Below are 23,415 nucleotides of genomic sequence, written 5' to 3' on the forward strand. Positions count from 1 at the left end.
CGTCACCGCGAGCCCGTAGCCCGATCCCAAGGTGATGCCGGTAAGCGGTGTCATGCCGGCAAACAATCCTGCAGCAAGAGCTGCCACTCCGTCCACTGAATCTGCTCGAGGTTAGCAATCCGCTCCGCATCCTGCTGCCGGCAGGCTGCTTCGACAGCGTTGATGAACTGATAGGCGTCGCGATGGTCATCGGGATACCGCCTCGCCAACTCATCGAGCACAGCGTGCCCACCAACCCGGCGGAACCAATAGGCTGTATTGGAATAATCCCCCTCCCGGCGATGCATGATGCCATGCCAGAAGCTGCCCGCCGGCGACGAATCGTCCTGGCTAATCGTGTGGCTGCGATCCAATTCCCCCGCGAGCAGCCATAATCCGGACATCGCCAGCGGGGGCAATGGGGCATTTCCCCCCTCATTCGTGGCCAAACGCAGTGCGGTGGGACGGCCGAGCAGGCGGGCCAACTCCGCCGCGGGGGGACCCGCGCCGAGCCCGGGCATCGGTGCCTCCGTGATCGCAGTGCCTAGTTCAGGGGAAAAGCGGTCCAAGGTGGGGGCGAAAAATTCGTCGATGCGAGGCATGGCGGGGCACAGATCGAGAGCATGAAAACGGAGAGCTGCCGACGGTCCGATTTCCTCCGACTCGGTAGCCACCAGCGGCGATTTTACTGAAGGCTACCGGTTGAGCGATTGGATTGCTAGACTGCAGGCATCGAGGACCTTTCTTTCATACCCCCGCTCCTGCTTGCCGACGCCCAACCCATGTCAGTGACCGAGAATCCGGACTCCACTCCGCCTTCCGCTACCCCCGATCCATCCGCCAACACTGCGGAGACTCCCGCCAGTAGCACTGCGGGAACTCCCGCCGAAAGCGCTGCGGGGACTCCCGCCGAAAGCTCGGCCCCCAGCACACCTCCTCCGGCGAACGAAAACGCCCCGGCAAACGAAAATGCTGGCGAGAAGGCTGCTCCAACTAGCGAGAGTGCGGCGGGACCGAAGAAATCCAAAGCACCGCTGCCCCGAATCGGCAGCGGCCCGCTCGCCGCCCGCGGGCTCGGTGTCGCCAAACCACAATCACCCGCCGCGGTCTCGACCGAAGACCTCGAGGGCGCCAAACCCAAGGCGGGCGGCAAGTCAGGTAGCGGGAAAAAGAAAAAGGCGCCCCGCCCACGCCTGGCTGGTGAATCGGACGAGGACGTCGCCCAAGAGAAAAAGACACAGGCCCCCAAACCCGGTAAGGTCCACGTTCCCAATATCCGCCACGACCTGTCGGACGACCTCCAAGCCGAACTCGAAGCGACCCTAGCCGACTCGGACTTGGAGTCGTTCTATGGCGGCACCGCGGGTCTACCCGATCGCCGCGAACCTCTCGCCGAAGGTGCCCGCGTTCAAGCGACCGTCCTGAAGATCAAAGAAGACACCGTCTTCGTCTCCCTGGGCGGCCCCGACGAAGGCACCGTTCCCTTTGAACAGTTCACCGAGGCCGAACCGACTCCAGGCAGCGCCGTCGAAGTACTGATCCGCGGCTTCAGTCGTGAAGATGGTCTGTACTCGTGCTCCTTGCCCGGATCAGCAATCGAAGTCAGTGATTGGGACGATATCGATGAGGGATCGGTCGTCGAAGCACTCGTGACAGGACACAATACCGGCGGCTTGGAGTGCCAGGTCGGGTCGATCCGAGCATTCATGCCGATCAGCCAAGTCACCGAATACCGCGTTGAAGATCTATCTGAATTCGTTGACCAAAAAATGATTTGCCTCGTCAACGAAGCCAACGCGCGGCGTGGCAATCTCGTCATCAGCCGACGGGCGATCCTCGAACGTGAACGGGAATCCAAACGCCAGGAACAGCTCGAACAGATCGAGGCCGGCGACATTCTCGAAGGCGTCGTGCGGAGCGTTCGCGATTTCGGTGCTTTCGTCGACCTCGGTGGTCTCGACGGCCTAATCCACGTTAGCAAGTTGAGCTGGGATCGGGTCAAACACCCCAGCGACGTGATCCAGGAAGGCCAAAAAGTGAAGGTCAAGGTCGATAAGATCGACAAGCAGACCGGCAAAATCGGTCTGTCCTACCGCGACCTGCTCGAGAACCCTTGGGATACCGCCGAGAGCGAATTCGCCGTCGGTTCCCTGCATGCGGGCACAGTGACGAAAACCGCCGATTTCGGCTGTTTCGTGCGACTGGCCGCTGGCGTCGAAGGACTCGTCCACATCAGCGAATTGGCTAACCACCGGGTGTCCAAGGTCAGCAGCGTGGTCAACGCGGGAGACGTTGTCGAAGTCAAAGTCCTGAGCTTCGATCGCGATGCTCAAAAGATTGGACTCTCGATCAAAGCCGCCCAGGCCGCCCATGAGCCGGTGGCGACGAAAACGGAAGAAGAAGTCGACGAGCCACCACGCGAAGTCGCGATTCAACCGCAGCACAGCGGCCCGCTCAAGGGCGGCAACAACCGGGACACCGGTGGCGAGCGTTTCGGACTGCGTTGGTAGGTGACGTTCAGCAGTGCGATTTTTGTTCCTTGGCGACGTTGTCGGTAAGCCGGGCTACTCGGCTGTGCTCGACCGCGCCGCGGCACTAAAAACAGAGCACCGGCTCGACGCGGTCGTCGTCAATGCGGAGAACGCAGCCGACGGCGCCGGTTTGATGCCGCGGCAGTACCGGCGCCTCATCGATGCGGGCGTCGACGCGATCACCATGGGCGATCACATCTATCGTCGCGCCGAGATCATTCCCGTATTGCAGGAAAGCGAACGGATTGTCAAACCGGCCAACTATCCCGCGGCGGCCGCCGGTCGCCCCTGGGTGATCGTGCCCACCCCGGCCGGCCGGCTCGGCGTGATCTCGATCCTCGGCCGCGTGTTCACCCGACCAGTGGATTGCCCCTTCTCCGCCGTCGATCAGGCACTCGAAGACATGGCTGGGCAAACCGACGCCATTCTCGTTGACATGCACGCCGAGGCAACGGGTGAAAAACAAACCATCGCCCGCTATCTCGATGGCCGGGTGACCGCCGTCTTGGGAACCCACAGCCATGTGCCAACCGCCGACGCTCACGTGATGGCCGATGGCACCGCCATGCAGTGCGACGTTGGCATGTGTGGACCTTACGACAGCATCATCGGCCGCGATGTGGGCCGCGTTACCAAGACGACGATCACCTTCGAGCCCTGCCACTTTTACGTCGCCACCCGCGACGTGAGACTCTGTGGCGCAATCGTCGAATCCAACGCAGAAGGGCTGGCCAGCTCCATCGAGCGATTTGAAGAGTCGATCGATGGCGATGGACCGAACCGGTGAGGGAAGCGGGAACAGCATCGGATCCCCTGCTAGCTTAGCCGATCGTTCGATATGCTACAATTTCTTATAGTCGTATCCGACAAACCAAGGGAGAGAATGGATGTCTGTGGCCGAAGAGATCGCTCGTTTAAACCAACTTCGTGAGCAAGGCGCGATCACGGAAGATGAATTCCATGCCGCCAAAGCCAAGGCGATCGACGGGTCGTCGTCTAGCGGGGCGCCTGGTCCGTTCCCCATGTCGGGCACATCAGCCAACCAAATGGCGATGTTGCTGCACTTCTCCCAATACCTCGGGTTCATGATTCCGCTGCTCGGATTTGCCGCCCCCATACTGTTCTGGCAATTGAAAAAAGACGAGATTCCTGAGCTCGATATCCATGGCCGAATCGTCGCCAATTGGCTGCTCTCATCGTTGATCTATTACATGGTCTGCGCCCTGTTAACGCTCGTTTTGATTGGGTTCGTGGGGGTGATCATTCTTGCCGCCCTGTCGCTGATCTATCCGATCATCGGCGGCATCAAAGCCAACGACGGTGAACCCTGGAACTATCCCGGCAGCATCCGCTTCTTCTAGGTCAGCCTCTTTTTTGGACGGTCTCTCACTGCTTGCGTGAGCTCAGGACCGCGACTCTCCCGGCGGCGTGACCTGGATGTTTGTTGACAGGTGTTCTTGCGTGGTTCGCTGAATGTCGTCGGCTTGGGATTGCCGTCGCACTCGCCGCACCGTCTTAGAACTCGAGAGCCGACCGAGATGGATGACGGGCTCGCCAGGTTGAACCGCTGGCAGCGTCGTCATGCCGATCACGATTCCGTCAAAGGGAGCCTCCAAACGATTGTGGTCCTCTTGAATCAGGCTGCTATTTGTCGCCAGCGGTTGACCGGCAACCACGGTTGAACCCGGTGAGACGTGCATTTCCATGAAACCGCCGCGTTCGGCACGGACCCATTTCGTCGTCCGTAATTTGACCTGATTCTCGGGCACTTCGGGGTCGCCATCGAGCATATCGAGTTCTTTGAGGACATTGACGATGCCGCGAGACATGCACTCCAACACCGAGGGCTCGACCTTCCAAACCTCTCCGCCTTCGACGACAATTGTGGGGCATCCTGCCGTGGTGGCTTCGCGGCGAAAGGATCCCTTGGGGCCGCGATTATCCAGAATCACCCCCGCTCCGAAGGCCGTCGCCAAACGCAGGCATTCGGGCTCGTTGAAATCGGCCCGCGCGTTAGGGTAATTTGTGCGGCGAACGGCGGCGGTGTGCAAATCGATGCCGTAATCGCAACGCGAGACGATCGAATCGAAGATCACGCGGGCCATCCGCGTCGCCATGCTGCCGCCGGCGTGGCCGGGAAAACAGCGATTGAGATCTCGACGGTCGGGCAGGTACCGGGAGTGCCGTTCGAATCCGAGCACGTTGAGGACCGGGATCATGATCAAATTGCCCCGAGCAGGGCCCCATTGCGGGTCACTGATCAGCGAGCGGATTGCCCCGGTTCCATTGAGTTCATCGCCATGCAGGGCGCCGGTCACAAACAGGGTTGCCCCCGGCTCGGCACCTCGGATAACACGGATAGGGATGGTGATGTTCCGGCCGCTATAGCTTTCGGTAATCTCCAGTTCGGTATTCAGGTACGTGCCTGCCGCGACATCGCGGCCAAACCAGGTTTGATTCTTCCAATCATTCATCGCGTATTCATCAGTTTCAACGAGGTACCACGCGACGGGCCAGGGTTTCGCGGGGCTCTCATTCTACGCCATAAGCCCAGGTTTGGTCAGGAATGCTGAGAACGAAGAACAAAAAACAGCGAAAGCCGACTTGACGTCGCCGCCCGCGAGATCGTACAGCCAAGTCACTCGGAAGGTTTCCGTATCAAATCGAAAAGGATTTCGAGAGGATTCGAGAGCTTTCCGAATTTTGTCCATGCCTCACGCGAAGAAGGAGTGTCGCGTTGATCCGCTCACAACAGCCATCTAGGCAGAAGAGTTCCCCCCGTATCGCCGCCCGCCAAGTCGCCACGTCGACGCGATCGGTTCTCGACCATTCCCACCGGGATCGCCTCGATGCTGACGGTGAATCCGTTCCGCAGCCTGCGACTCGATCACGCAAACGCATGGCTCGGCGAGCCCTGCTGCCCGGATGTCTGCTCGGATGCCTGCTCTTCAACGCAGTACCGGCCCACGCCCAATTCTCCCTCCCCGACTCGATGACAGCCGGTGCGAAGTCAGCACCCAACGCTGCCGACATCGGGTCGCTGATCGAGAAGATCGACGAAGCCCTCGCGGCGAAGAACTACACCGGTGCGGTGCAGCTCTATCGCACCGCATCCAAAGCGGCGCCGAACAATGCGGATCTGCAGCAGCGACGAGCTCGCTTGGTAGCACGCGGCATCGATGCCAAACTTCTCGACCTCGCGCCGAGCTCCCAAACGCCTTCGTCTTTACAGACGATCGATGCTGATACCGCGGCCCAGCCGATCGGTGCCACAACTGACTCGAGCAATCCTGCCACATGGCCGCTCGCACGTCGACAACAAGAAACGCGACGTTGGACCGCGATGGGCCGAACCGCCCTGGATCGTGGCGACGTTACCAAAGCCTATGAGTACGCGTCGGCGGCACAGAAGCTCGGCGTGGCTCAGAGCGAGTTCCAACCCGGAGACGCTCGCCCCTGGCAACTGTTGCTTGACGTTCAGTCCGCCGCCCGCCGCCAGGGAATCGATCTGAGCAAGATCAAACCGTCCACACCGGCGACCTCGCCGGGTGGGGGTGTGTTGCCGATCGGCCAAGCAGGCCAAAACTCACCGGGGTCCATGGTCGCCCAGGCCGGAGGGGCCTTCACCCCTGGTGCTTCCTCCGGTATCCAGCAAGTGCAAGCCACTGCGCCGGAGAGCGGTAATGCGAACGCATCGGAAGGTGAACGACTCTACGCCTCTGGATTGCAGTTACTCACCACCGGAAAGCAGGCCGAAGCACGCGCCCAATTTGTCAAAGCGTGGGAGTATGAAGCGGAACTGCCCACCGAAACACGGCGGGCCCTGCAAGACAAACTCACCCTGCTGCAGCCTTCTCGGATGCCAGCCACCAATACACCCAGCGAGCCACTGACCCCGATCCAAAAAGCGGATCTCGAAGCGGCGCAACAGGTCAAACGGCTCTACCGTGAGGTCACAACCGAACTCGCCAAAGCCAACGAAAAACGCGAGAACGCACCACTTGAAGCCATCGACGACCTCGAGCGTTTGGCCCGCAAGGTAGATGGGGCGAACATCGACGAAGCCTCCAAAGCATCGCTCACGGCGATGGTCGGACGGGCCGTCAGTGAACAAAACGCGTACGTCGCAGCCAACCGAGCCAAGATCGAACTCGATCTCTCCAACGAACGCATTCGTACCGAGATGGCCACCGAGGACGCTCGCGAGATTCGCGTCGACGAGGAAATCTCGCTGTTAGTCGATAGCTTTAACGACCTCATGGACCAGAAACGCTACGACGAAGCCCTGGTGATCGCGAAACAGGTCGGTGAACTGAAACCCGATTCGACGATTGCGATGACGATGGCTCACAACAGCCGGCAACAGGTTCGTTTGCAAATGAGCAACGACATCACCGCTGCGGCGGAGGAAGGTTTCGTTAGCAATATGCAGTCCCTCGACCGAGCGATGATCGCTCCCGATCCCGATCGCCCATTCTCGTTCCAGGACGCCAAGGACTGGGAAGCACTCTCACGCCGTCGCCTGGCGACGAAGGACCAACAAACTCGGCTGAGTCCACGCGAACAAGAAATTAAGCGTCAACTCGAAACCAGTGTCGAGATGAAGTATCGCAACAGCCCACTCGGCGAAGTCCTCGATGAGCTGTCCGCCATCACCGGCGTACCGATCGTGATGGACCAACGCGCCTTGGCGGCGATCCGTGTCAATCGCGATACACCGGTTTCCAAGTCGGTCAACAGCCGCTTGCCGCTCAAGAGTGCGTTGAACATCTTGCTCGAAGATCTCGATCTCACCTACGTACTCAAGAACGATGTTCTCAACGTCACCAGCCGCGAGGCCCGACGCACGATGACGACCTCGCGAACCTACCGTGTGGCCGACCTCGTCACTCCAATTCCGAACTTCATCTCGGGGTATGAACATGGCCTAGCAGGAGCACTGAAGTCAGCCTACCAGATGGTCCGGCCGACGACGGACGTTCAGGTAACGCCCGTTTCGATGGCCGGCCTCGGCGGTGGGATGGCGAGTAATTCTGCCGAAGAGCTCGGCAAGAATATGCTCGGCCAGTACAGCCCGATGGGCGGCAACGCCGCATTCGCGGGCGGTATCGGCAGTGGCCTCGGGGCCGCCGGACCCATGCCTTCCGGGCGTGGGGGCGGATCGATCGCTAACTTCAGCCAGCTAATCCAGTTGATTCAAACGACTGTCGAACCTGACTCCTGGGAAGCACTGGGAGGCGTCGGAACGATGGCCCCCTATCCTCAGAACCTGTCCTTGGTCATCAGCACAACGAGCGATGTCCATGATCAAATCGTCGACTTGCTCGAATCACTGCGTCGACTGCAAAACCTGCAGATCACCATCGAAGTCCGATTCATCACGCTCTCGGATAACTTCTATGAGCAAATCGGTATCGATTTTGATGTGCAATTCGACGACAACGCCCAAGCCATCCCCGCGGATGATTCGGGTCCTGCAGTGACGATCGGACTTAGCGATGGAGTGGGGACTCCTACGAATGACCTCGACATTCGGCTGGACAACCAAACTTTCGGTGGCTCCACTCCTCCGTTCAATGCTCCCAGTGCCGTTTCCTCGATCGGCTTTGCCATCCTCAGCGATATCGAAGCTTACTTCTTCCTGCAGGCTGCTCAGGGTGACAACCGCAGCAATATCATGCAGGCACCGAAGGTGACGCTATTCGATGGACAGATCGCCACGATCAACGACACTGTTTCGCGACCATTCGTGACCAGTATCGTCCCTGTTGTCGGTGACTTCGCCGTCGCTCAACAGCCCGTCATCGTCGTCCTCGACGAAGGCACCCGGTTGAACGTGCAGGGCGTCGTTAGTGAAGACAAACGCTTCGTCCGATTGACACTCGTGCCGACCTTCAGCCAGATTGGCGAGGTCAACACGTTCACCTACGAGGGCAGTCGGTCCTCCAATTCATCGAGCACCACGAATGTCGACACCAATGGTGACGGCGTGATTGATGCCGAGGATGAGAATACCGAAGATACCGTGACCCAAGGTACCACCGTGCAACAGCCAACCTTCGCGACGACTTCGGTTAGCACCACGGTTAGCGTTCCCGATGGTGGTACGATTCTGCTCGGTGGGATCAAGCGTCAAAGCGAGGGACGCAATGAAACGGGCATCCCGTTCTTGAGCAAAATCCCTTACGTCAGCCGTCTGTTCCGGAACACCGGTGTCGGCCGGACGTCCCAGAGCCTGATGCTGATGGTCACCCCACGGATCATCATCCAGGAGGAAGAGGAAGTCGCTCAAACCGGCTTCTCTGCCGCAGGGAACTGATCGAGCCGGACAATCGGCCACATCGCAGGATTGCATGAGCCGACTCGGCGAGCGGAGTTTTCATCAGGAACAAAGATGAACACTTCGCTCTTGCCGAGTCGGCTCAAATCCATATCTGCCCCACAGCGCCACTCTTGCTCGCTCGTCCAATCGTAGGTCGTACCGACGGATTGAAATCGGAACCGCTGGTCAAGGTCGAGCTCGTTCCGCAGCTCCCGGTCACCGTAGATCACCGGTTGCACCCCAAGCCGCGACGCAGCATCTCTCTTGATCGCGATCCCATAAGGTTCGTAGTCCCAACGATGCAGGTGGCTGCGATAGGCGCGTCCTGCCAATAGCCTCGGCAGCTCTACGGCCGAGAAACAGACGACCGGTTCGGTTCGCTCCGATGTCACCGCCCCAGCAACCAAACGCTGGCCGCGCACGATTCGGCACAATGCATCGATCGCGTCACGGGCCGCCGAAGCAGGGTTGGCGAACAACAAGTCATCGCGGTACTTCGCCCAGGTCTGCCCCGGCCAGGGTCCCGCCGCAGCCCTCGTGCAGTGGACCAGGAATTCCGACCAAGCGATCGATGGGCGATCGACTCCCAGGGGAGCCTCGTCTCCGCGCTCGCTCTCGCCAACCTCCTCGGCCGGCAAGTATCGCCCGACGGCGCCCGCATCGAGCAACTCCCACACTGCCTGGCGATCTCTCCGCTGAGAGCCGTTCGCTACGCCGTCGATTGCCACACGCACAATTCCGGACTGTAGCCGTGAACGCATCCGCAGCAGCTCGGTCACCTTCCCGCCCTGACGGACGTAAGCCGCGTCGACGCGATCGGCGATGGCAATCACTTGACGATCCCGTCCCGTAGACGACTCAACCCGGATCACAGGCACCTGAAAGACAGCGGCCGCGTGCGTGAGCCACGGATCGATCGCCGTGCCATCGGCGACTAGAACCGTGGCGGCATCACGCCGTGCTTGCTCGAGCGAGGCAGCAATCTGCTGTGAGAGGCTGCGATGGCGATGAGGATCGTGACCGACCCGACTGCATACGATCGCAACTAAAGGCGTCTTATGATCGACCGCTGCGCGGCAAGATTCGCTCGCCCCGTTGAGATCGATCCCCATCGCTTGACAGCGATATCGCCTTGCGGCAAGGATCGAAACTGCTGAACACATGGCTGTCTCGTGGTGAAAGGTCGTCCCACCGGTTCAAGGTTGGTTGCCATCCTCACCCGGCCATGGGTATCGGTACAGGTGTAGCCGCGGTTTTCTCATTTGGAACGTCGCTTCGGCGTGTGACAAGCACACGGGGAAGCAAACCTGTGGGTAATCCACAAGAGGCAACGAGTCCTTTCGCTTTGCTTGATCGATTGGCTTATGGACTCGTTGCCGCGTCTACTGCGACGTTGATTTCGCCTGCCCTGCTTATCAAGCGTTCCCAGCAAAGTGCTGCTGGATCTTTGCCGCACTCGGTTTCTCAATCACACCTTGCTCGGTCACGATTGCGGTAACGAGTTCAGCGGGCGTAACGTCGAATGCGGGATTGATCACAGCCGCTTGCTGCGGCACCGTCATCGGGCCACTGACGTGACCACTGGCGTGCCTCACCTCGGCTTCATCACGTTGCTCAATGGGAATCAATTCACCGGATTCGAGCTCCCGATCAAACGTATTGGTGGGCGCAACAACGAAGAACGGAATCGAATGGTATCGCGCGAGCACCGCCAACGGGTATGTTCCAATTTTATTGGCGACGTCACCACACGCTGCGATCCGGTCGGCGCCCACGATCACGGCATCAACCATCCCGCGGCGCATCAATCCGCCAGCCATCGAGTCCGTACACACGGTCACGGGAACGCCCGCCTGCGACAATTCCCAAGCCGTCAATCGGGCTCCCTGCAACAGCGGGCGGGTCTCGTCTGCGAAAACCTGCAGCGAATGGCCGTGCTCATGGAGGTAGTAGATCGGTGCCAACGCGGTACCATACGCCGACGTGGCCAGCGACCCGGCATTGCAGTGCGTTAACACCGTTTCGCAACCGCGGAGCAGTTCGGCACCATGCCGCCCCATCTCCCGGCACATCACGCGGTCTTCCTCATGGATCCGCGCCGCCTCCGCTGCCAACTGCCCGGGCAATTCTGAAATCGCCTCGTCCCGAACGCTGTCCACCAAGCCTCTCATCCGATCGAGAGCCCAGAACAGATTAACGGCCGTCGGGCGGCTGGTGGCGAGATAGTCAATCGCATCGCGGTAGGATTGCCGCACCTGCTGCGGCGTAGCCGAAGCGTCGGCCCGGGCGAGGGTCACCCCATACGCCGCCGCGATACCGATCGCGGGCGCGCCGCGAACGACCAACCGCACGATCGCGTCGTGCAGCTCAGACAACTCGGTGCAGACCAAGCGGCTGACCTCGCCCGGCAAGCGGGTTTGGTCGAGCAAATCGACTGCGGCCGGCACACCCTTGTCGGCGGCGCGGTAGCGAATTGTTTCGGCGTCCGGCATCAGACGTCTTCAGGCGCCGGAACGGAAAAGTCTTCCCGGAAATTGCGAGTCAACATCTCATTAGCAGCGTCGTTGCCGATGTATCGCTCCGTCTTGGGGTCGAACTTCAATACCGGACCGAGTGACAACTGATCCGTCGATGGATCGACACCGTTGTCCCGAAGGTGCTGCAGCGTTCGCTCGAGTGTCGCCTTGTCATCGTCTCGCGAGTCGAGTTTCGCTACAGCAGCGGCAATCTCGTCCGGTGTGGACTTGTTCGTCTCGCCCAAGTAGTACGAGTTATTACCATGGTGCGCCATCGCGGCAGAGAGATGACCAACGCGAGCATCCGCGGTGAGTTTGGACGCGTCTCGAGAAACGACGGCATCGACGAAGTTGCTCACGTGAACGTTGACCAAGTTGCCGTCTTTGCGCGAATCATGCGTGAACGCTCGCGTTTGTTTCATGTCGAGGTCATAGACAAGGCAGCGGTCATAGCTCGTTTGCACGACATAACCGTCACTGCCGTAGAACACGACACCGATTTTGTTCCCTCGTTTGGATTGGAACAAGGCATTGAGTTCCGTATCGGCCGAGTCATCAACGCCCAATCCACGGGTCTCGAAAACGATCGTCTTGTCGCCGTAATCGTAAACAGCAACTTGGGTGTTCGCCGTGTCGCCGGCGTCGACATACTGCGGGTCCTTTCGCTCGGCTTGATAGCCGAGTCGCCCGGCGTAGCTGAGGATCGCGTTGGGATGGCGATCCAATCCCAATCCCCAACGTGAGATATCGGTTTGGTGCGGCCCCTGGTTGCCCGAATCGCCGTTGCCATAGTGCCGTTGCCAGTGCCAATCGTAATGGAACCGCTGCCGCGTGACCTTGGGCGCCGTGTATTGAGCTGGGCCACTCCACAAATTGAAGTCGACCGAAGGTGGAACGGGATAATCGCCTAGCGGCCCGATCGATTTCCGTCGCTTGTAGCACAGACCCCTGGCCAGATTGACGTCACCGATGCCACCATCGGCCATGAAGTCGACCGCGTCGATACACGCCTTGCTGCTGCGGCACTGGCTGCCGGTCTGAAACATCCGCTCGTACTTCTCGGCGGCTGCAACGAGGGCCCGGCCCTCGTCGATGTTGTGACTGACGGGCTTTTCAATGTAGACGTCTTTGCCCGCCTGCATCGCCCACACGCCGATCGCAGCGTGCCAATGATTGGGGGTCGCCGCGGTGATGATCTGCACATCATCATTATCGAGGACTTCCCGTACATCGCGAACCACGCGTGGGCGGGTGCCCTGCCGCTTTTCAACTTCGTCGGCCCGCTTTTCACCGACTTTGGAATCAACATCGACGAGAACTCGAATCGTCGAGCGTGGGTCATTCACAAAACCGCCCACGTGAGCCATTCCGCGACTGTTGACGCCACAAACTGCCACGCCTAGCTGATCGGTCTCAGCGGCGACGGCACGGGAACTGGTGTGAACGCCCGCTGCCAACCCGGCGGCCAAGCCAGCGGCAGTAGCGGATGCGGAAAACTCACGTCGAGTGACACGATTCATAGTCATGGAGACTCAGGGGAGGGAGGATTTGAGGAGGGAATGCTAGCCCCTGCATTATGCACACCGGTAGCATCCGTGCCAATGGCTGGCCCGAGCTGGTTCTCAAATAAGCCCATCCCAAAAAACTGAGCCGAGGGCCGTCAGACCCCAGGTAAACGGCATGGCAAACGCACGCCGCGCCGCCTGATGATCACCCCCCCAGCCCGGCGACCCAACTGAGCAGACCAATGACCACCACGCAGGCGGCGCAGGCCAACAGGAACCCTGCCAGGTCACGGCGGGTGGGCCAGGTAAATTCCCAATCGCTGCTAGCAAAGATCTTTCGCGCTGTCGGTGGCTGGTCATAAGCGGCCTGCAGCCGAGCAGCATCCGCAGCGGGATCGCCCAGCACGGGAGTGTTCATCTTGGCAAAGTATCGGTCGAGCATGGCTTCCTCGTCTCGGGGGGTGAAGAAACTCAGCCCAATCAACACCAGAAACGGCAACAACACCCGGGCCGGCAAACGCAGCGTCTCCAGCGTCGCTTTGGAAACTCCACTGAGATCGAATCCCAATCCCGAATAGAGAACGAAATCGAGGTTCAACGAGCCGCTACCTACCTGTTGGCCGACCTTTCTCTCGACGAGCCGATGGATCTCACCTTGAGTCGATTCGGATACCTTTTCGATCTGCACGTCTTCCGACTCGGTCATCGGCCCATTCCAAAAAATCGGCGTGCCACCTGTGGTATGAACGACGGTGATGGTTTCTCCCACCTCCGCATCGGGAGGCGGCGGACCAAGCGATTCGACGGCCGCCTCAGGATCGCTTTCCCGGACCGCTACCCACGCCTGACGCTTGGCAACATCCGATTCAGTCGCCGGACGCTCGAGCGTTGTCGTCACCATTTGAGTGGTCGCCGCCAGACGCGGTGATTCGTAAAGAGACGGTGCCAATCGAGGAACGACTTGTGGCAGGACAAAAAAGAATAGCAATGAAAACGCGATCGTCCCCCAAACCGCGACGCGGTTGGCGCGTCGCCAGTACATCCCGATCCAAAACGGGGCTGCGAACAGAATCGGAAGCTCCATCGCCATCTTGAACTGCGCGAACACGTCGGAGAACCGCAGTGCCACCGCTGAGGCGCCGACGATAATCAGCAACCCCGTCAGCCGTCCGACCATCACATACTTCCGCTCCTCCGCATTCGGATTGACGTATGGTGCATAAAGATTACGCACCACCAACGCCGACGTCACGATCATGTAGGTATCTGCCGAACTCATCATCGCGGCGAGCAAACAGGCCAACATCAATCCCACCAATCCCAGATTGAGCGGCCCCAAGATCTCCCGAGCCGCCACGCCCCAAACGCGGTCTGGATCCGCTGCGATCTCAGGGTTGCCCGCGAGCAGTGCCAAGGCGATCAACGCCGTCAGTGCCCAGCCGATGGTGCACAGTCGCTTTAAAAAGTTACCGACCACCAATCCAATGCGAGCCTCATCTTCCGTCTTGGCCGAACCGCCTCCGGTGGCGATGAAGTGGGGTTGGACCACGATGCCAATCAACGCCAGAATCGAGAGCGAAACAATGTACTGAACCGGAAACTCACCACTGCTCGGTCCCGAGAACAATTGAAAATAGTCCGAGGAAACACGCTCGTGCATGATCCGAAAACCATCCATCAAACCATCTTCGCCCGCCCCACCGTACTTGGCCGCAAGCGCCCACAGGCCGTTGGGTATCAGCAGAATAGACAACAGTATGATGAACAGACCCTGGATCAGGTCGGTCCAGTAGGCGGCCGTCAAACCACCGAGAACGCCGTAGAGAATCACGATGGCCGCGATCGCTGGAATGATCGTGTACTTCAACTCGTATCCGAACAAACCGACCTCGACCCCGAGTAGCGGCGCCGCAAACTTCGCGATCGCCGACAACATCGTCGACAGATAGAACATGTAGAATGCGATCGCGAACAGCGTGTAAGCAGCGCCGAGAGCCCGTGATTGATACCGCTCAACAAACCAATCGCCGAGAGTGAGGTGCCGCATCCGTCGGTACCAAACCGCCGTGATCCAGTACACCGGAGTCACGAACAACCACATCATCGCGGACCACACCCCGCTCAGACCGCTCGTCCACGTCGTCCGCCCGACGGTGACCGGCTCATGAGCACCGGTCCCCGCACCAAATGCCGCAAAGGTTTGGAGCAATTTCCCAAACCCGCGGCCGCCCATGAAATAGTCCTCTTGGTTCCGGACACGCCGCATTGCCCAAATTCCGATCGCGATCATGGTCGCGAAATAGACTGCCAATACAGCATAATCAATCAACGTCATGAATCGTCTTTCACTCGAGGCGGGTCGTTTTCGGGGCGGGAGTCGAATAGAACTGTAGCAAAATATTCCGTTGCCAAGGGCCAAGAGAGAGCACCGATGCGAGTTCAAGTTTGTTCCAGTCCCGTCACACTCGGCCAAAATGCAGCCGAGGAGGGAGCCACTAAAATCCGAAATGCGATCCGCGACCGGGGTCAAGCAACCATTCTCGTGGCCACGGGGGCCTCGCAGTTCGAAACTCTCGCCGCCCTCGTGCAAGCATCCGATATTGATTGGTCACGCGTGACGGGGTTTCACCTCGACGAGTACATCGGCTTGCCCAGCTCACACGGAGCCTCCTTCCGCAACTATCTCAAAGAACGGTTCGTCGACCGGGTACCGATCGGGGCATTCCACTACGTCAATGGTGACCACGACGCGACAGCCGAATGCAAACGGCTCGGCGAACTGATCCACGATCATGAGATCGACGTCGCCTTCATCGGGATCGGTGAGAACGCCCATCTCGCTTTCAACGACCCACCCGCCGACCTGGACACGCAACAATCCTATTTGATTGTTGATCTCGACGAGGCCTGTCGACAACAACAACTCGGCGAAGGCTGGTTCGACACGCTCGACGACGTGCCGCGACAAGCCATCAGTATGTCCGTTTCGCAGATCCTCAAATCCAAGCACATCGTGTGCAGCGTCCCCGACGAGAGGAAGGCGGTCGCGGTTCGCGACAGCTTGACCGGTCCAGTGTCCTCGGCCACACCCGCCTCCGTCCTGCAGTCCCACCCCTCGGCAACACTGTACCTCGATCCACCCGCGGCGAGTCTGATTGACCCGAGCCAGTTCGCTCCAGCCGACGCGGAAGTTTAGCCATGAATGCTACCTCGCCCGGCTATATCGATTTGCAGGTCAACGGATACGGCGGCGTGGACTTCAACGGCGATGAAGTCTCCGCCGAATCACTCCATGCCGCTTGCGAGCGATTGACCGAGGATGGCGTTTCTAAAATACTCGCCACGATCATCACCGCCGACGTACAGGCGATGTCACGCAAGCTGGCCCGGATCGCTGCCATTCGGCAGCAAGACCCGTTGGTGGCAAAGGTCATTGCGGGCCTTCACATCGAAGGCCCCTTCATCAACGAACAAACGGGCTACGTCGGGGCCCATCCTCGGGACGCGGTACGACCTGCCGACGTCGAATCGATGCAGCGGCTTCTCGATGCCGCCGAGGGACTCGCTCGAATCGTCACCCTCGCCCCCGAACGCGACCCGAACTTTCAGGTCACCCGCATGCTCGCCGGTCAAGGCATCTGTGTTTCGGGCGGCCACTGTAACCCGTCGCTCGATCAGCTCGACGGCGCCATCGATGCCGGTCTCTCGATGTTCACGCACCTGGGCAACGGATGCCCCCTCAGCATGCATCGCCATGACAACATCATCCAACGCGCCCTCAGTCGATCGAGGAATTTGCATATCGGCCTGATCGCTGACGGCGTGCACGTGCCGTGGCCCGCGCTGGGGAACTCGATCCGCTGTGCCGGTGTGGAGCGTTGCTTTATCGTAACCGACGCCATCAGCGCGGCAGGACTGGGGCCAGGTCACTATCAATTAGGCGAGCGCGAAGTTGTTGTCGATAGCGATGGAGCCACCTGGGCGGCAGACCGCTCACACCTGGTCGGATCATCAGGCACGATGCCCCAGGTCGCAGCCAATTTGAAACACCATCTCCACCTCTCCGACGAGGACGTGACCCGGCTGACGGTGACCAATCCGCAACAAATCCTAAGCCTTTGAGTCCAGCGAAATTTGGATGCGGCTTGGTTTCCGGCCAGACAAGCTGACAGGGGAACGCGTGTCGATGCCGCGGTTTTCTAATTTCAAAACGTCGCTTCCCGTGTGACAAGCACACGGGGGAGCAAACTTACAGATATTCATCTCGGTGGAGTCGAGCCGCACTCGCGAATCAGCCGCCGAGCCAATCGCCCCGGCGGCAGACCGGGTAATACCAGTGGCGAACACGACGAGGACGGGGAGGATTGGCGGAGAATCGATTCGGCGGCCTGACGGCCGCTGATCACAGCCCCCTCCATGGTCGCTGGCCAGCCCGTGCGGACGTAGTCACCGGCCAGGTGCAACCAGCTCAGTGGTGTGGCAGCGGAGGGACGACGAGACTCCAAATCGGGACTGATGCGGAACACGGAAGCGGGATCGGTCACCGTGCGACTGTGCAGGAGCACCGCGTCCTTGGCCGCAGGAAACGCGGCTCGCAGTTCACCGGTAACCCGCTCGACAAGCGCGTTTTTCGCCGCGTCGCTAAATGGATGCCGGCCACTGATCACAACCTGGTGGTAGTGACCCGCGGCCGGATCGGTACCTTGTCGTACCGGATCACGAAAAAGCCACTGGGCGGTGGTGCCGACCATCACTACATGCGGATGAGGTGTCAGCGGACGATCAAACCACAGATGCAAACCGCTGATCGGCGAGGGCTCGATCGATGCCAGCGTTTCCATCAACCCTCGATGCCATCTCGCGATCGCAAGCGGCCACGACTGCCTTCGAAGTGTGTCAACCAAACGCGATGCGGCGCGCCAGTTCGTGGCTAGGATCACGTGATCAGCAGCTATCGTTTCGCCGTCTCCGAGCACGACACTCGCTTCGCCGGTATCACCTTCCGCGAAACCCCTGCGAATCTCCCGCACGCTATTGCCCGTTCGCACCCGCACACCGCGCTCCTTGAGAACCTGTATAAGCGTCGTGCCGAAAACCTCAGAGAGGGTGCGGTTGGGTACCCAGACATCACTGGCACCGCGGGCCGCTGCGAAACCATCCACGATGACCTTACGCGCCGCCGCCATCGAAACGCATTCAGGAACGTCTCCCAAGGCGCTGACGAGGATCGGATCCCAGAACCGCGCCCGCAACTCGGCATCTTGCCCGTGCCGAGACAACCACGTCGCCGCATCGAAGTCGGACACGGCGGCGTGTGTCGTCCGCATCAACCGCCACAACCCACCACGAATTCGTCGCTGTTGCCTACGTGACAGATACTTCAATCCGGACAATGCCGAGTGCAAGTGCAACGGCGCCGGCAACCAACCGTTTGCCCGGAACAGTGAGGCCCCGGTGCTGGGATGATAGAAATGCAGCTCGTCGTAGCGGGTAAAACACTCGCTCAGACCGGCTTCACGCAGCAAGCTGAGCAGGTTCGTGCAACACCCCATCGCGACATGCTGGCAGTAGTCAATCGTTTCATGGGAGGCCGGATCGGTGAACGAACCGGCTCGACCACCGGCCGCTGATTTCGCCTCGACGAGCACGATTTCCCAACTCGGCCGATCATCCTCCGCGGACCGCTGGCCTGCTAACGCCATGGCGGCCGACATGCCCGCGATCCCGCCACCGACGATGACCACCCGGGGGTGACGCGACGCCGAACTCGCTGCTGATCCTGTCACGCGTTCGTCTCGGCGGTCGACGTCCCTGCCGGCCGGGGATCGCGTCCGACCTCCTCGGGCGGCACCGGCAACCTGCGATACAAAGGGCCGATGAAATGCGTCGATACGATCCCCAACCGGGTCCGCTTCCCCAAAGACACCCGGCGACTGAGGATGGCATCGGGATCCTCGGCGATCCGCTGCAACAGCGCTCGGTAGGTCCGCCACATCATGCTGAACATCGGCCGCCCGGGTTCTTCGAGCGAATCCCAGACCCGCCAGCCGGAATCGAAGAGCTCTGACGCTCGACGGGTTTCGTCCAAGATTAAACATCGCAGCCGCGCATCGCGCCGCGGTTGGAGCAGATCGTCTTCCTCTAAACCATGCTGTTCAAAATGCTGGCGTGGCAAGTAGATACGCCCCCGAGCGGCGTCCTCTGCGACGTCTCGCAGGATATTGGTGAGCTGAAACGCCAACCCACAATCGATCGCTGCTCGCATCGGCAGCGGCGAGCGGAATCCCCAAATGTGCAAGCAAGCGATCCCGACCGCCGACGCTACCAAGTAACAGTAATGCTCGAGCTGCTCGAAGGTATCGAAACGGCTCTTCTGCTGATCGGCGAGTACCCCGTCAATGATCTCGAGCAGATACCGCGAGGGGATCGAAAAATGGTCCGAAGCGTGGCGCAGGGCTGGCATGATTTCACTCGACCGCGAGCTCAATAGTATTGCCGTTGATGGCGAGAATTCGTCGATCCCTTCGGCCAACCGGAGCGAGTCGGGGGCGTCACCGATCAAATTCATAGCCGTGGTCTGACGCCACCAATCCAAAGCCCGGCGCCGCAGCAAAACGGGCTCGCTCGAATCGCCGAGGTCATCCGTGATGCGGGCGAAGGCGTACAGCGCGAGCATCGCATCGCGTTGCTCGCGGGGCAACAACCAGAACGAACGATAGAAACTGCTGCCGCTGCGACGCGAGATTCGACGCACCGCTGCATAGCTAGCAGCGACTTCACCGGTGGCTCGACCGCTCATGATGGCTGCCTCCGATCGGGCACCGACAGCGACGTCCGCTCAGACGATGGATGCGACCATGCCGTCAATCGACGCATCAACGCTCGCATCACGAACCCGGCTTGCGTGCGTTTGGGAACCTGGGGACGGTGCTGCAGTACGTCGTAGTCCAACTTCGCAATCGCGTCGAGGGTCGCCAACCCACCGAGGGCGAACAAATCAATATCGGCCGCTAACCAGGGTGGCACGATCCGGGCGAGCGGACGACCGCGTTCAAAACGGTCGCGGGCACAATCGCATTGCTCGGCAATCGCCTCGCGGACACGGCCCGGTGTCGGCTGGGCTCGCTCGATCGTATTGGCAATCACCGATTCGTCGAACCCGTGCCGCTGCATCACTGACTCGGGGAGATAGATCCGGCCGATTGCGTAATCACGGCCGACGTCTTGCCAAAAATTTGCCAACTGCAAGGCGGTACAAATCTCGTCGCTCAGGCAGTAGTGCTCATCGCTATCGCAGCCCGCCATGGCCAGCACGAGGCGGCCGACGGGGTTGGCCGAGCGACGGCAATAATCCCACAACTGGGACTCGTCGGAGTAGCGATGAACCGATTGGTCTTGGACGAATGCATCTAGCAAATCGTCGAATGGTTTTCGCGGCAGATCGAACCGCCGAACCGTGACGGCCAAGGCTAGGAACGGGCCGGCGACCTCACCACCATCAAAGAGGCCGGCGATCGAGCGACGAAACTTCGCCAACGCCTCCGTCGCCTCCGCCGGACTGGCCGACTCGTCGGCCGCATCGTCAGCCGTGCGGCAAAACGCGTAAACGTCGAAAAACGGCTGTCGCATCCGCCGCGGCAGCAAAACGCTGGCAACGAGAAAGTTCTCTCGGTGCGAGCGCGCGATCTGACGACACCGCCTCTGCGCGGCGGCGAGTTCGTGGTCCGGTGGTGGCACTGAGGAGCGAGCGATGGTGGAACCGACGGAGGCGGGGGAACGCAGATACGGGGGAGTACGTAACAGGCAACAACGGGGGGCTCATCGTTCCGTGACAGGAATCCTCAGGCATTCTCGACGCTGCTGAGAACGGGAAGTGCGCAAGGGCGTTGGACGCGATGGCCGGTCTGCGGTTATTCTACCGGGTCGGCGATGAATGACATTCCTCAAGCGGGCGTTTTTTCATTCGGCGGCGTTTTTTGTTCTAACTTTCACCGTGATCCGACATTCACCATGAAGATCCTCTTAGCCGCGCCCCGTGGATTCTGTGCGGGGGTACACATGGCGATCGATTCCCTCGATCTGACGCTGCAGAAATTTGGGCCACCGGTCTACGTTTACCACGAAATTGTCCACAATCAGCATGTCGTGGGCGAGTTCAAGGGCAAGGGAGCGGTTTTTGTCGACTCCATCGACGAGGTGCCCCGCGGCAGCGTGCTGCTGTTTTCCGCTCACGGCGTCTCGCCGGAGATCCGCGAGGCCGCCCGCAGCCGGGAACTGTTCGCCATCGACGCCACCTGTCCGCTGGTGACGAAGGTCCACTTGGAGGCAATTAAATATGCCAAGGCAGGATACACGATCGTGCTGATCGGCCACGAAGGCCATGACGAGGTCCTCGGCACGATGGGGGAGGCCCCCGAAGCGATCGTGCTGGTGGAGAACGATGCGGACGTCGACGGGCTGGAATTCCCTGCCGGAACCGAACTGGCCTATCTCACGCAAACGACACTGAGTGTGGATGACGCCAACCGCGTGATCAAACGACTCCGAGCACGATTCCCCGAAATCCACAGCCCGCCCAAGGACGATATCTGCTACGCCACGCAAAATCGCCAAGAAGCAGTTCGCCAACTCAGCGAGGACGCTGACGTCGTCGTTGTGCTGGGCAGCCAGAACAGCAGCAACAGTCAACGGCTGCGCGAACTCGCTGCCGAAAAAGGTCAACGGGCGTACCTCGTCGACGGACCTCAGGATCTGCAGCAACAGCAATTTGAATCCGCCGACACGGTTTTGATCTCCGCCGGTGCGAGCGCTCCTGAATCAGTCGTCCAAGCCACGATCGATTGGCTCGTTTCCAATTTCGATGCGACGCTCGAGCAACGCGAAATCCGCAAAGAAGATGTGAAATTTCCGCTACCCAAGCCACTGCGGGCTTACGCGAAAGAACTCGCCGCTAAAACATAGGACCATCTCCGGCGATCCCGAGCCGCCTCCGTCCTAACCGTACTCTAGAACCGTCCACCTCCCTGAGAGAACAAATTCATGGTCGCACCGCTTCCACTGCCCACCCCCAAGATCACCGCTCCGAGCCAATTGCCGGCCGATCCAGGCGTGTTGGTCATTCTCTCCGCTCAGAGTGAGCCGAGCAGCGAGGGCGCTGTCTCGGGAGCGCAAATCGACGCCAGCGTTCGTGCGGAATTGTCCGCTGCATTGTGTGCCACGCTCGACCGCTTGATCGAGTCAGGGGAGATCGAAGGGAAGCGGGGTGAGGTCCAATGCCTCGCCACCGCAGATGGCGAATTCCCGTTGCTCGTGGTGGCCGGAGTTGGCAAACCCTCGGACGCGACGCGCGGCGGCACGTACGACATCGCCGCCACCGTCATTCGCCGACTCGCCGACAAACCGCGCTCGCAGGTCACCTTTCTTGTCGGTGAGACGACCGTGGCCGCCAACCACGACGCCCTGGTAGCCGGCGCAGTGAGCGCCTGCGAAGGCCAGCATCTCTATCAGAGCGAGCCCGCGACCCATGTCCCCGATGCGATCGCGTTCGTTGGCGTTTCGGCCGAAGCAGCCGCCGCTGGCGAAAACCTGGGCGGATCGATCAACCACACACGCCGATTGGTCAACGAGCCACCGACCATCATGAACCCAACCGAGTTCGCCGACCGGGCCGCCGCGATGGCAGCCACCGAAGGGTTGCAGTGCGAAATCTGGGATGAAAAGCGCTTGGCAGCGGAAAATTGCCGTGCAATTCTGGCCGTTGGCCGCGCTTCGACAAGCCCACCGCGACTGGTGATCTTGAAACACAATGGCGGGGGTGACGAAGCGCCGCTGGCCATCGTCGGCAAAGGGGTCACGTTTGATTCAGGCGGGCTGTCACTCAAACCGAGTGATGGAATGGTCGATATGAAGTGCGACATGGCCGGCGCCGCGACCGTGGTCGGCGTGATGCGGGCCATCGCGAAACTGGGCATCCGCCGCAATGTGATCGGGCTGTGTGGATTGGCCGAAAACATGGTCAGCGGCGACGCATACAAGCTCGGTGACGTCATCGAAACACGCTCGGGGAAAACGATCGAAATCCGCAACACCGATGCCGAGGGCCGGGTCGTGCTCGCCGATACCCTCGATGTTGCTGTCGAACATTCCCCCGCTGCGATCGTCGACCTGGCCACCCTGACCGGCGCCTGCATGGTCGCCTTGGGAAATGAAGTCGCCGGGCTAATGACAAACAACCAGGAACTCTGCGAACAGGTCAGCGCGGCGGCTGAACAGGAGAACGAACCCGTTTGGCAATTGCCAATGTTCTCCCTTTACAACGAGAAAGTAAAAAGCAAGGTGGCGGACATCAAGAACGTCGGCGAAGGGCGTTGGGGCGGAGCGATTACCGCTGCCAAATTCCTGGAGAATTTTGTCCAGGATACCCCTTGGCTGCACATCGACATCGCGGGCCCCGCGTTCGCCGACTCCGCCAAAGCCTCACATGATGCTGGCGCAACCGGGGTGATGGTCCGGACACTCGTCCGTTGGATTGACGATGCGGCGGCTCGCTAGGCACGGCAAGC

General features: G+C 60.2%; 17 protein-coding genes. 8 read left to right on the top strand and 9 right to left on the bottom strand.

What is annotated here, in order from left to right; translation table 11 throughout:
- Positions 1-50: 50 nt before the first annotated feature.
- A complete protein-coding gene (locus CA85_RS17905) occupies positions 51-653 on the bottom strand; it encodes a hypothetical protein (RefSeq protein ID WP_246112931.1) in 603 nt (200 codons plus the stop codon).
- A gap of 108 nt (positions 654-761) precedes the next feature.
- Between CA85_RS17905 and CA85_RS17910 the strand changes: the two genes are divergently transcribed.
- The 3 genes from CA85_RS17910 (at position 762) to CA85_RS17920 (ending at position 3,871) form a co-directional block, all read left to right on the top strand.
- A complete protein-coding gene (locus tag CA85_RS17910) occupies positions 762-2,489 on the top strand; it encodes a S1 RNA-binding domain-containing protein (RefSeq protein WP_146392713.1) in 1,728 nt (575 codons plus the stop codon).
- 13 nt (positions 2,490-2,502) lie between these two features.
- The gene (locus CA85_RS17915; protein WP_146392714.1) at positions 2,503-3,297 is read left to right on the top strand and encodes a TIGR00282 family metallophosphoesterase; all 795 of its coding nucleotides are present in this window, start codon (positions 2,503-2,505) and stop codon (positions 3,295-3,297) included.
- 100 nt (positions 3,298-3,397) lie between these two features.
- Positions 3,398-3,871, top strand: a complete 474-nt coding sequence (locus tag CA85_RS17920; protein ID WP_146392715.1) for a DUF4870 domain-containing protein — start codon at positions 3,398-3,400, stop codon at positions 3,869-3,871.
- A 42-nt stretch (positions 3,872-3,913) separates the two neighbouring features.
- Here the strand turns inward: CA85_RS17920 and CA85_RS17925 are convergent, their stop codons facing one another.
- Positions 3,914-4,984 (bottom strand): succinylglutamate desuccinylase/aspartoacylase family protein, encoded by a 1,071-nt coding sequence (locus tag CA85_RS17925; RefSeq protein ID WP_146392716.1) that lies wholly within the window; start codon positions 4,982-4,984, stop codon positions 3,914-3,916.
- Positions 4,985-5,409: 425 nt separating this feature from the next.
- Here CA85_RS17925 and CA85_RS17930 point away from each other — a divergent pair, with 425 nt between their 5' ends.
- A complete protein-coding gene (locus CA85_RS17930) occupies positions 5,410-8,829 on the top strand; it encodes a type II secretion system protein GspD (protein WP_391564897.1) in 3,420 nt (1,139 codons plus the stop codon).
- Here CA85_RS17930 and CA85_RS17935 read toward each other — a convergent pair.
- The 4 genes from CA85_RS17935 to CA85_RS17950 all read right to left on the bottom strand — a co-directional run bounded on the left by CA85_RS17935 (position 8,799) and on the right by CA85_RS17950 (position 15,188).
- On the bottom strand, positions 8,799-9,995 hold the full coding sequence (locus CA85_RS17935) for a hypothetical protein (protein WP_146392717.1): 1,197 nt from the start codon (positions 9,993-9,995) through the stop codon (positions 8,799-8,801). The genes CA85_RS17930 and CA85_RS17935 overlap by 31 nt on opposite strands.
- Positions 9,996-10,247: 252 nt before the next feature.
- Positions 10,248-11,324: an S-methyl-5-thioribose-1-phosphate isomerase gene (mtnA, locus tag CA85_RS17940; RefSeq protein ID WP_146392718.1), complete on the bottom strand. Its 1,077-nt coding sequence runs from the start codon at positions 11,322-11,324 to the stop codon at positions 10,248-10,250.
- Positions 11,324-12,868: a Gfo/Idh/MocA family protein gene (locus CA85_RS17945; RefSeq protein ID WP_146392767.1), complete on the bottom strand. Its 1,545-nt coding sequence runs from the start codon at positions 12,866-12,868 to the stop codon at positions 11,324-11,326. The genes mtnA and CA85_RS17945 overlap by 1 nt, the downstream gene beginning before the upstream one ends.
- 190 nt (positions 12,869-13,058) lie before the next feature.
- On the bottom strand, positions 13,059-15,188 hold the full coding sequence (locus CA85_RS17950; RefSeq protein ID WP_146392719.1) for a sodium:solute symporter family protein: 2,130 nt from the start codon (positions 15,186-15,188) through the stop codon (positions 13,059-13,061).
- 96 nt (positions 15,189-15,284) lie between these two features.
- On the opposite strand from CA85_RS17950, the gene CA85_RS17955 reads away from it, so the two are divergent.
- Both CA85_RS17955 and CA85_RS17960 read left to right on the top strand, forming a co-directional pair.
- Entirely contained in the window at positions 15,285-16,049 is a 765-nt protein-coding gene (locus CA85_RS17955) for a glucosamine-6-phosphate deaminase (RefSeq protein WP_146392720.1), read from the top strand.
- A gap of 2 nt (positions 16,050-16,051) precedes the next feature.
- On the top strand, positions 16,052-16,975 hold the full coding sequence (locus CA85_RS17960; protein ID WP_146392721.1) for an N-acetylglucosamine-6-phosphate deacetylase: 924 nt from the start codon (positions 16,052-16,054) through the stop codon (positions 16,973-16,975).
- Between the two features lie 137 nt (positions 16,976-17,112).
- Here the strand turns inward: CA85_RS17960 and hpnE are convergent, their stop codons facing one another.
- The 3 genes from hpnE to hpnC are packed head-to-tail and all read right to left on the bottom strand — an operon-like array spanning position 17,113 to position 20,590.
- Positions 17,113-18,639 (bottom strand): hydroxysqualene dehydroxylase HpnE, encoded by a 1,527-nt coding sequence (gene hpnE, locus CA85_RS17965; RefSeq protein WP_146392722.1) that lies wholly within the window; start codon positions 18,637-18,639, stop codon positions 17,113-17,115.
- Positions 18,636-19,652 carry a phytoene/squalene synthase family protein gene (locus CA85_RS17970; RefSeq protein WP_146392723.1) on the bottom strand — a complete coding sequence of 339 codons (1,017 nt, stop codon included), beginning with the start codon at positions 19,650-19,652 and terminating at the stop codon, positions 18,636-18,638. The genes hpnE and CA85_RS17970 overlap by 4 nt, the downstream gene beginning before the upstream one ends.
- Entirely contained in the window at positions 19,649-20,590 is a 942-nt protein-coding gene (hpnC, locus tag CA85_RS17975; RefSeq protein ID WP_246112933.1) for a squalene synthase HpnC, read from the bottom strand. The genes CA85_RS17970 and hpnC overlap by 4 nt, the downstream gene beginning before the upstream one ends.
- A 273-nt stretch (positions 20,591-20,863) precedes the next feature.
- On the opposite strand from hpnC, the gene ispH reads away from it, so the two are divergent.
- The gene (gene ispH / locus CA85_RS17980; protein WP_146392725.1) at positions 20,864-21,814 is read left to right on the top strand and encodes a 4-hydroxy-3-methylbut-2-enyl diphosphate reductase; all 951 of its coding nucleotides are present in this window, start codon (positions 20,864-20,866) and stop codon (positions 21,812-21,814) included.
- A gap of 78 nt (positions 21,815-21,892) precedes the next feature.
- A complete protein-coding gene (locus CA85_RS17985; protein WP_146392726.1) occupies positions 21,893-23,404 on the top strand; it encodes a leucyl aminopeptidase in 1,512 nt (503 codons plus the stop codon).
- Positions 23,405-23,415 lie beyond the last annotated feature (11 nt).

Source organism: Allorhodopirellula solitaria, from assembly GCF_007859855.1.
GTDB classification, from domain to species: Bacteria; Planctomycetota; Planctomycetia; order Pirellulales; family Pirellulaceae; genus Rhodopirellula; species Rhodopirellula solitaria.

Coding starts and splice junctions, on each gene's coding strand:
- ispH (WP_146392725.1), top strand. CDS start 20,864: ATGAAGATCCTCTTAGCCGCGCCCCGTGGATTCTGTGCGGGGGTACAC.
- CA85_RS17960 (WP_146392721.1), top strand. CDS start 16,052: ATGAATGCTACCTCGCCCGGCTATATCGATTTGCAGGTCAACGGATAC.
- CA85_RS17955 (WP_146392720.1), top strand. CDS start 15,285: ATGCGAGTTCAAGTTTGTTCCAGTCCCGTCACACTCGGCCAAAATGCA.
- CA85_RS17910 (WP_146392713.1), top strand. CDS start 762: ATGTCAGTGACCGAGAATCCGGACTCCACTCCGCCTTCCGCTACCCCC.
- CA85_RS17925 (WP_146392716.1), bottom strand. CDS start 4,984: ATGAATGATTGGAAGAATCAAACCTGGTTTGGCCGCGATGTCGCGGCA.
- CA85_RS17950 (WP_146392719.1), bottom strand. CDS start 15,188: ATGACGTTGATTGATTATGCTGTATTGGCAGTCTATTTCGCGACCATG.
- CA85_RS17935 (WP_146392717.1), bottom strand. CDS start 9,995: ATGTGTTCAGCAGTTTCGATCCTTGCCGCAAGGCGATATCGCTGTCAA.
- CA85_RS17920 (WP_146392715.1), top strand. CDS start 3,398: ATGTCTGTGGCCGAAGAGATCGCTCGTTTAAACCAACTTCGTGAGCAA.
- CA85_RS17970 (WP_146392723.1), bottom strand. CDS start 19,652: ATGAGCGGTCGAGCCACCGGTGAAGTCGCTGCTAGCTATGCAGCGGTG.
- CA85_RS17985 (WP_146392726.1), top strand. CDS start 21,893: ATGGTCGCACCGCTTCCACTGCCCACCCCCAAGATCACCGCTCCGAGC.
- CA85_RS17945 (WP_146392767.1), bottom strand. CDS start 12,868: ATGAATCGTGTCACTCGACGTGAGTTTTCCGCATCCGCTACTGCCGCT.
- CA85_RS17930 (WP_391564897.1), top strand. CDS start 5,410: ATGGCTCGGCGAGCCCTGCTGCCCGGATGTCTGCTCGGATGCCTGCTC.
- mtnA (WP_146392718.1), bottom strand. CDS start 11,324: ATGCCGGACGCCGAAACAATTCGCTACCGCGCCGCCGACAAGGGTGTG.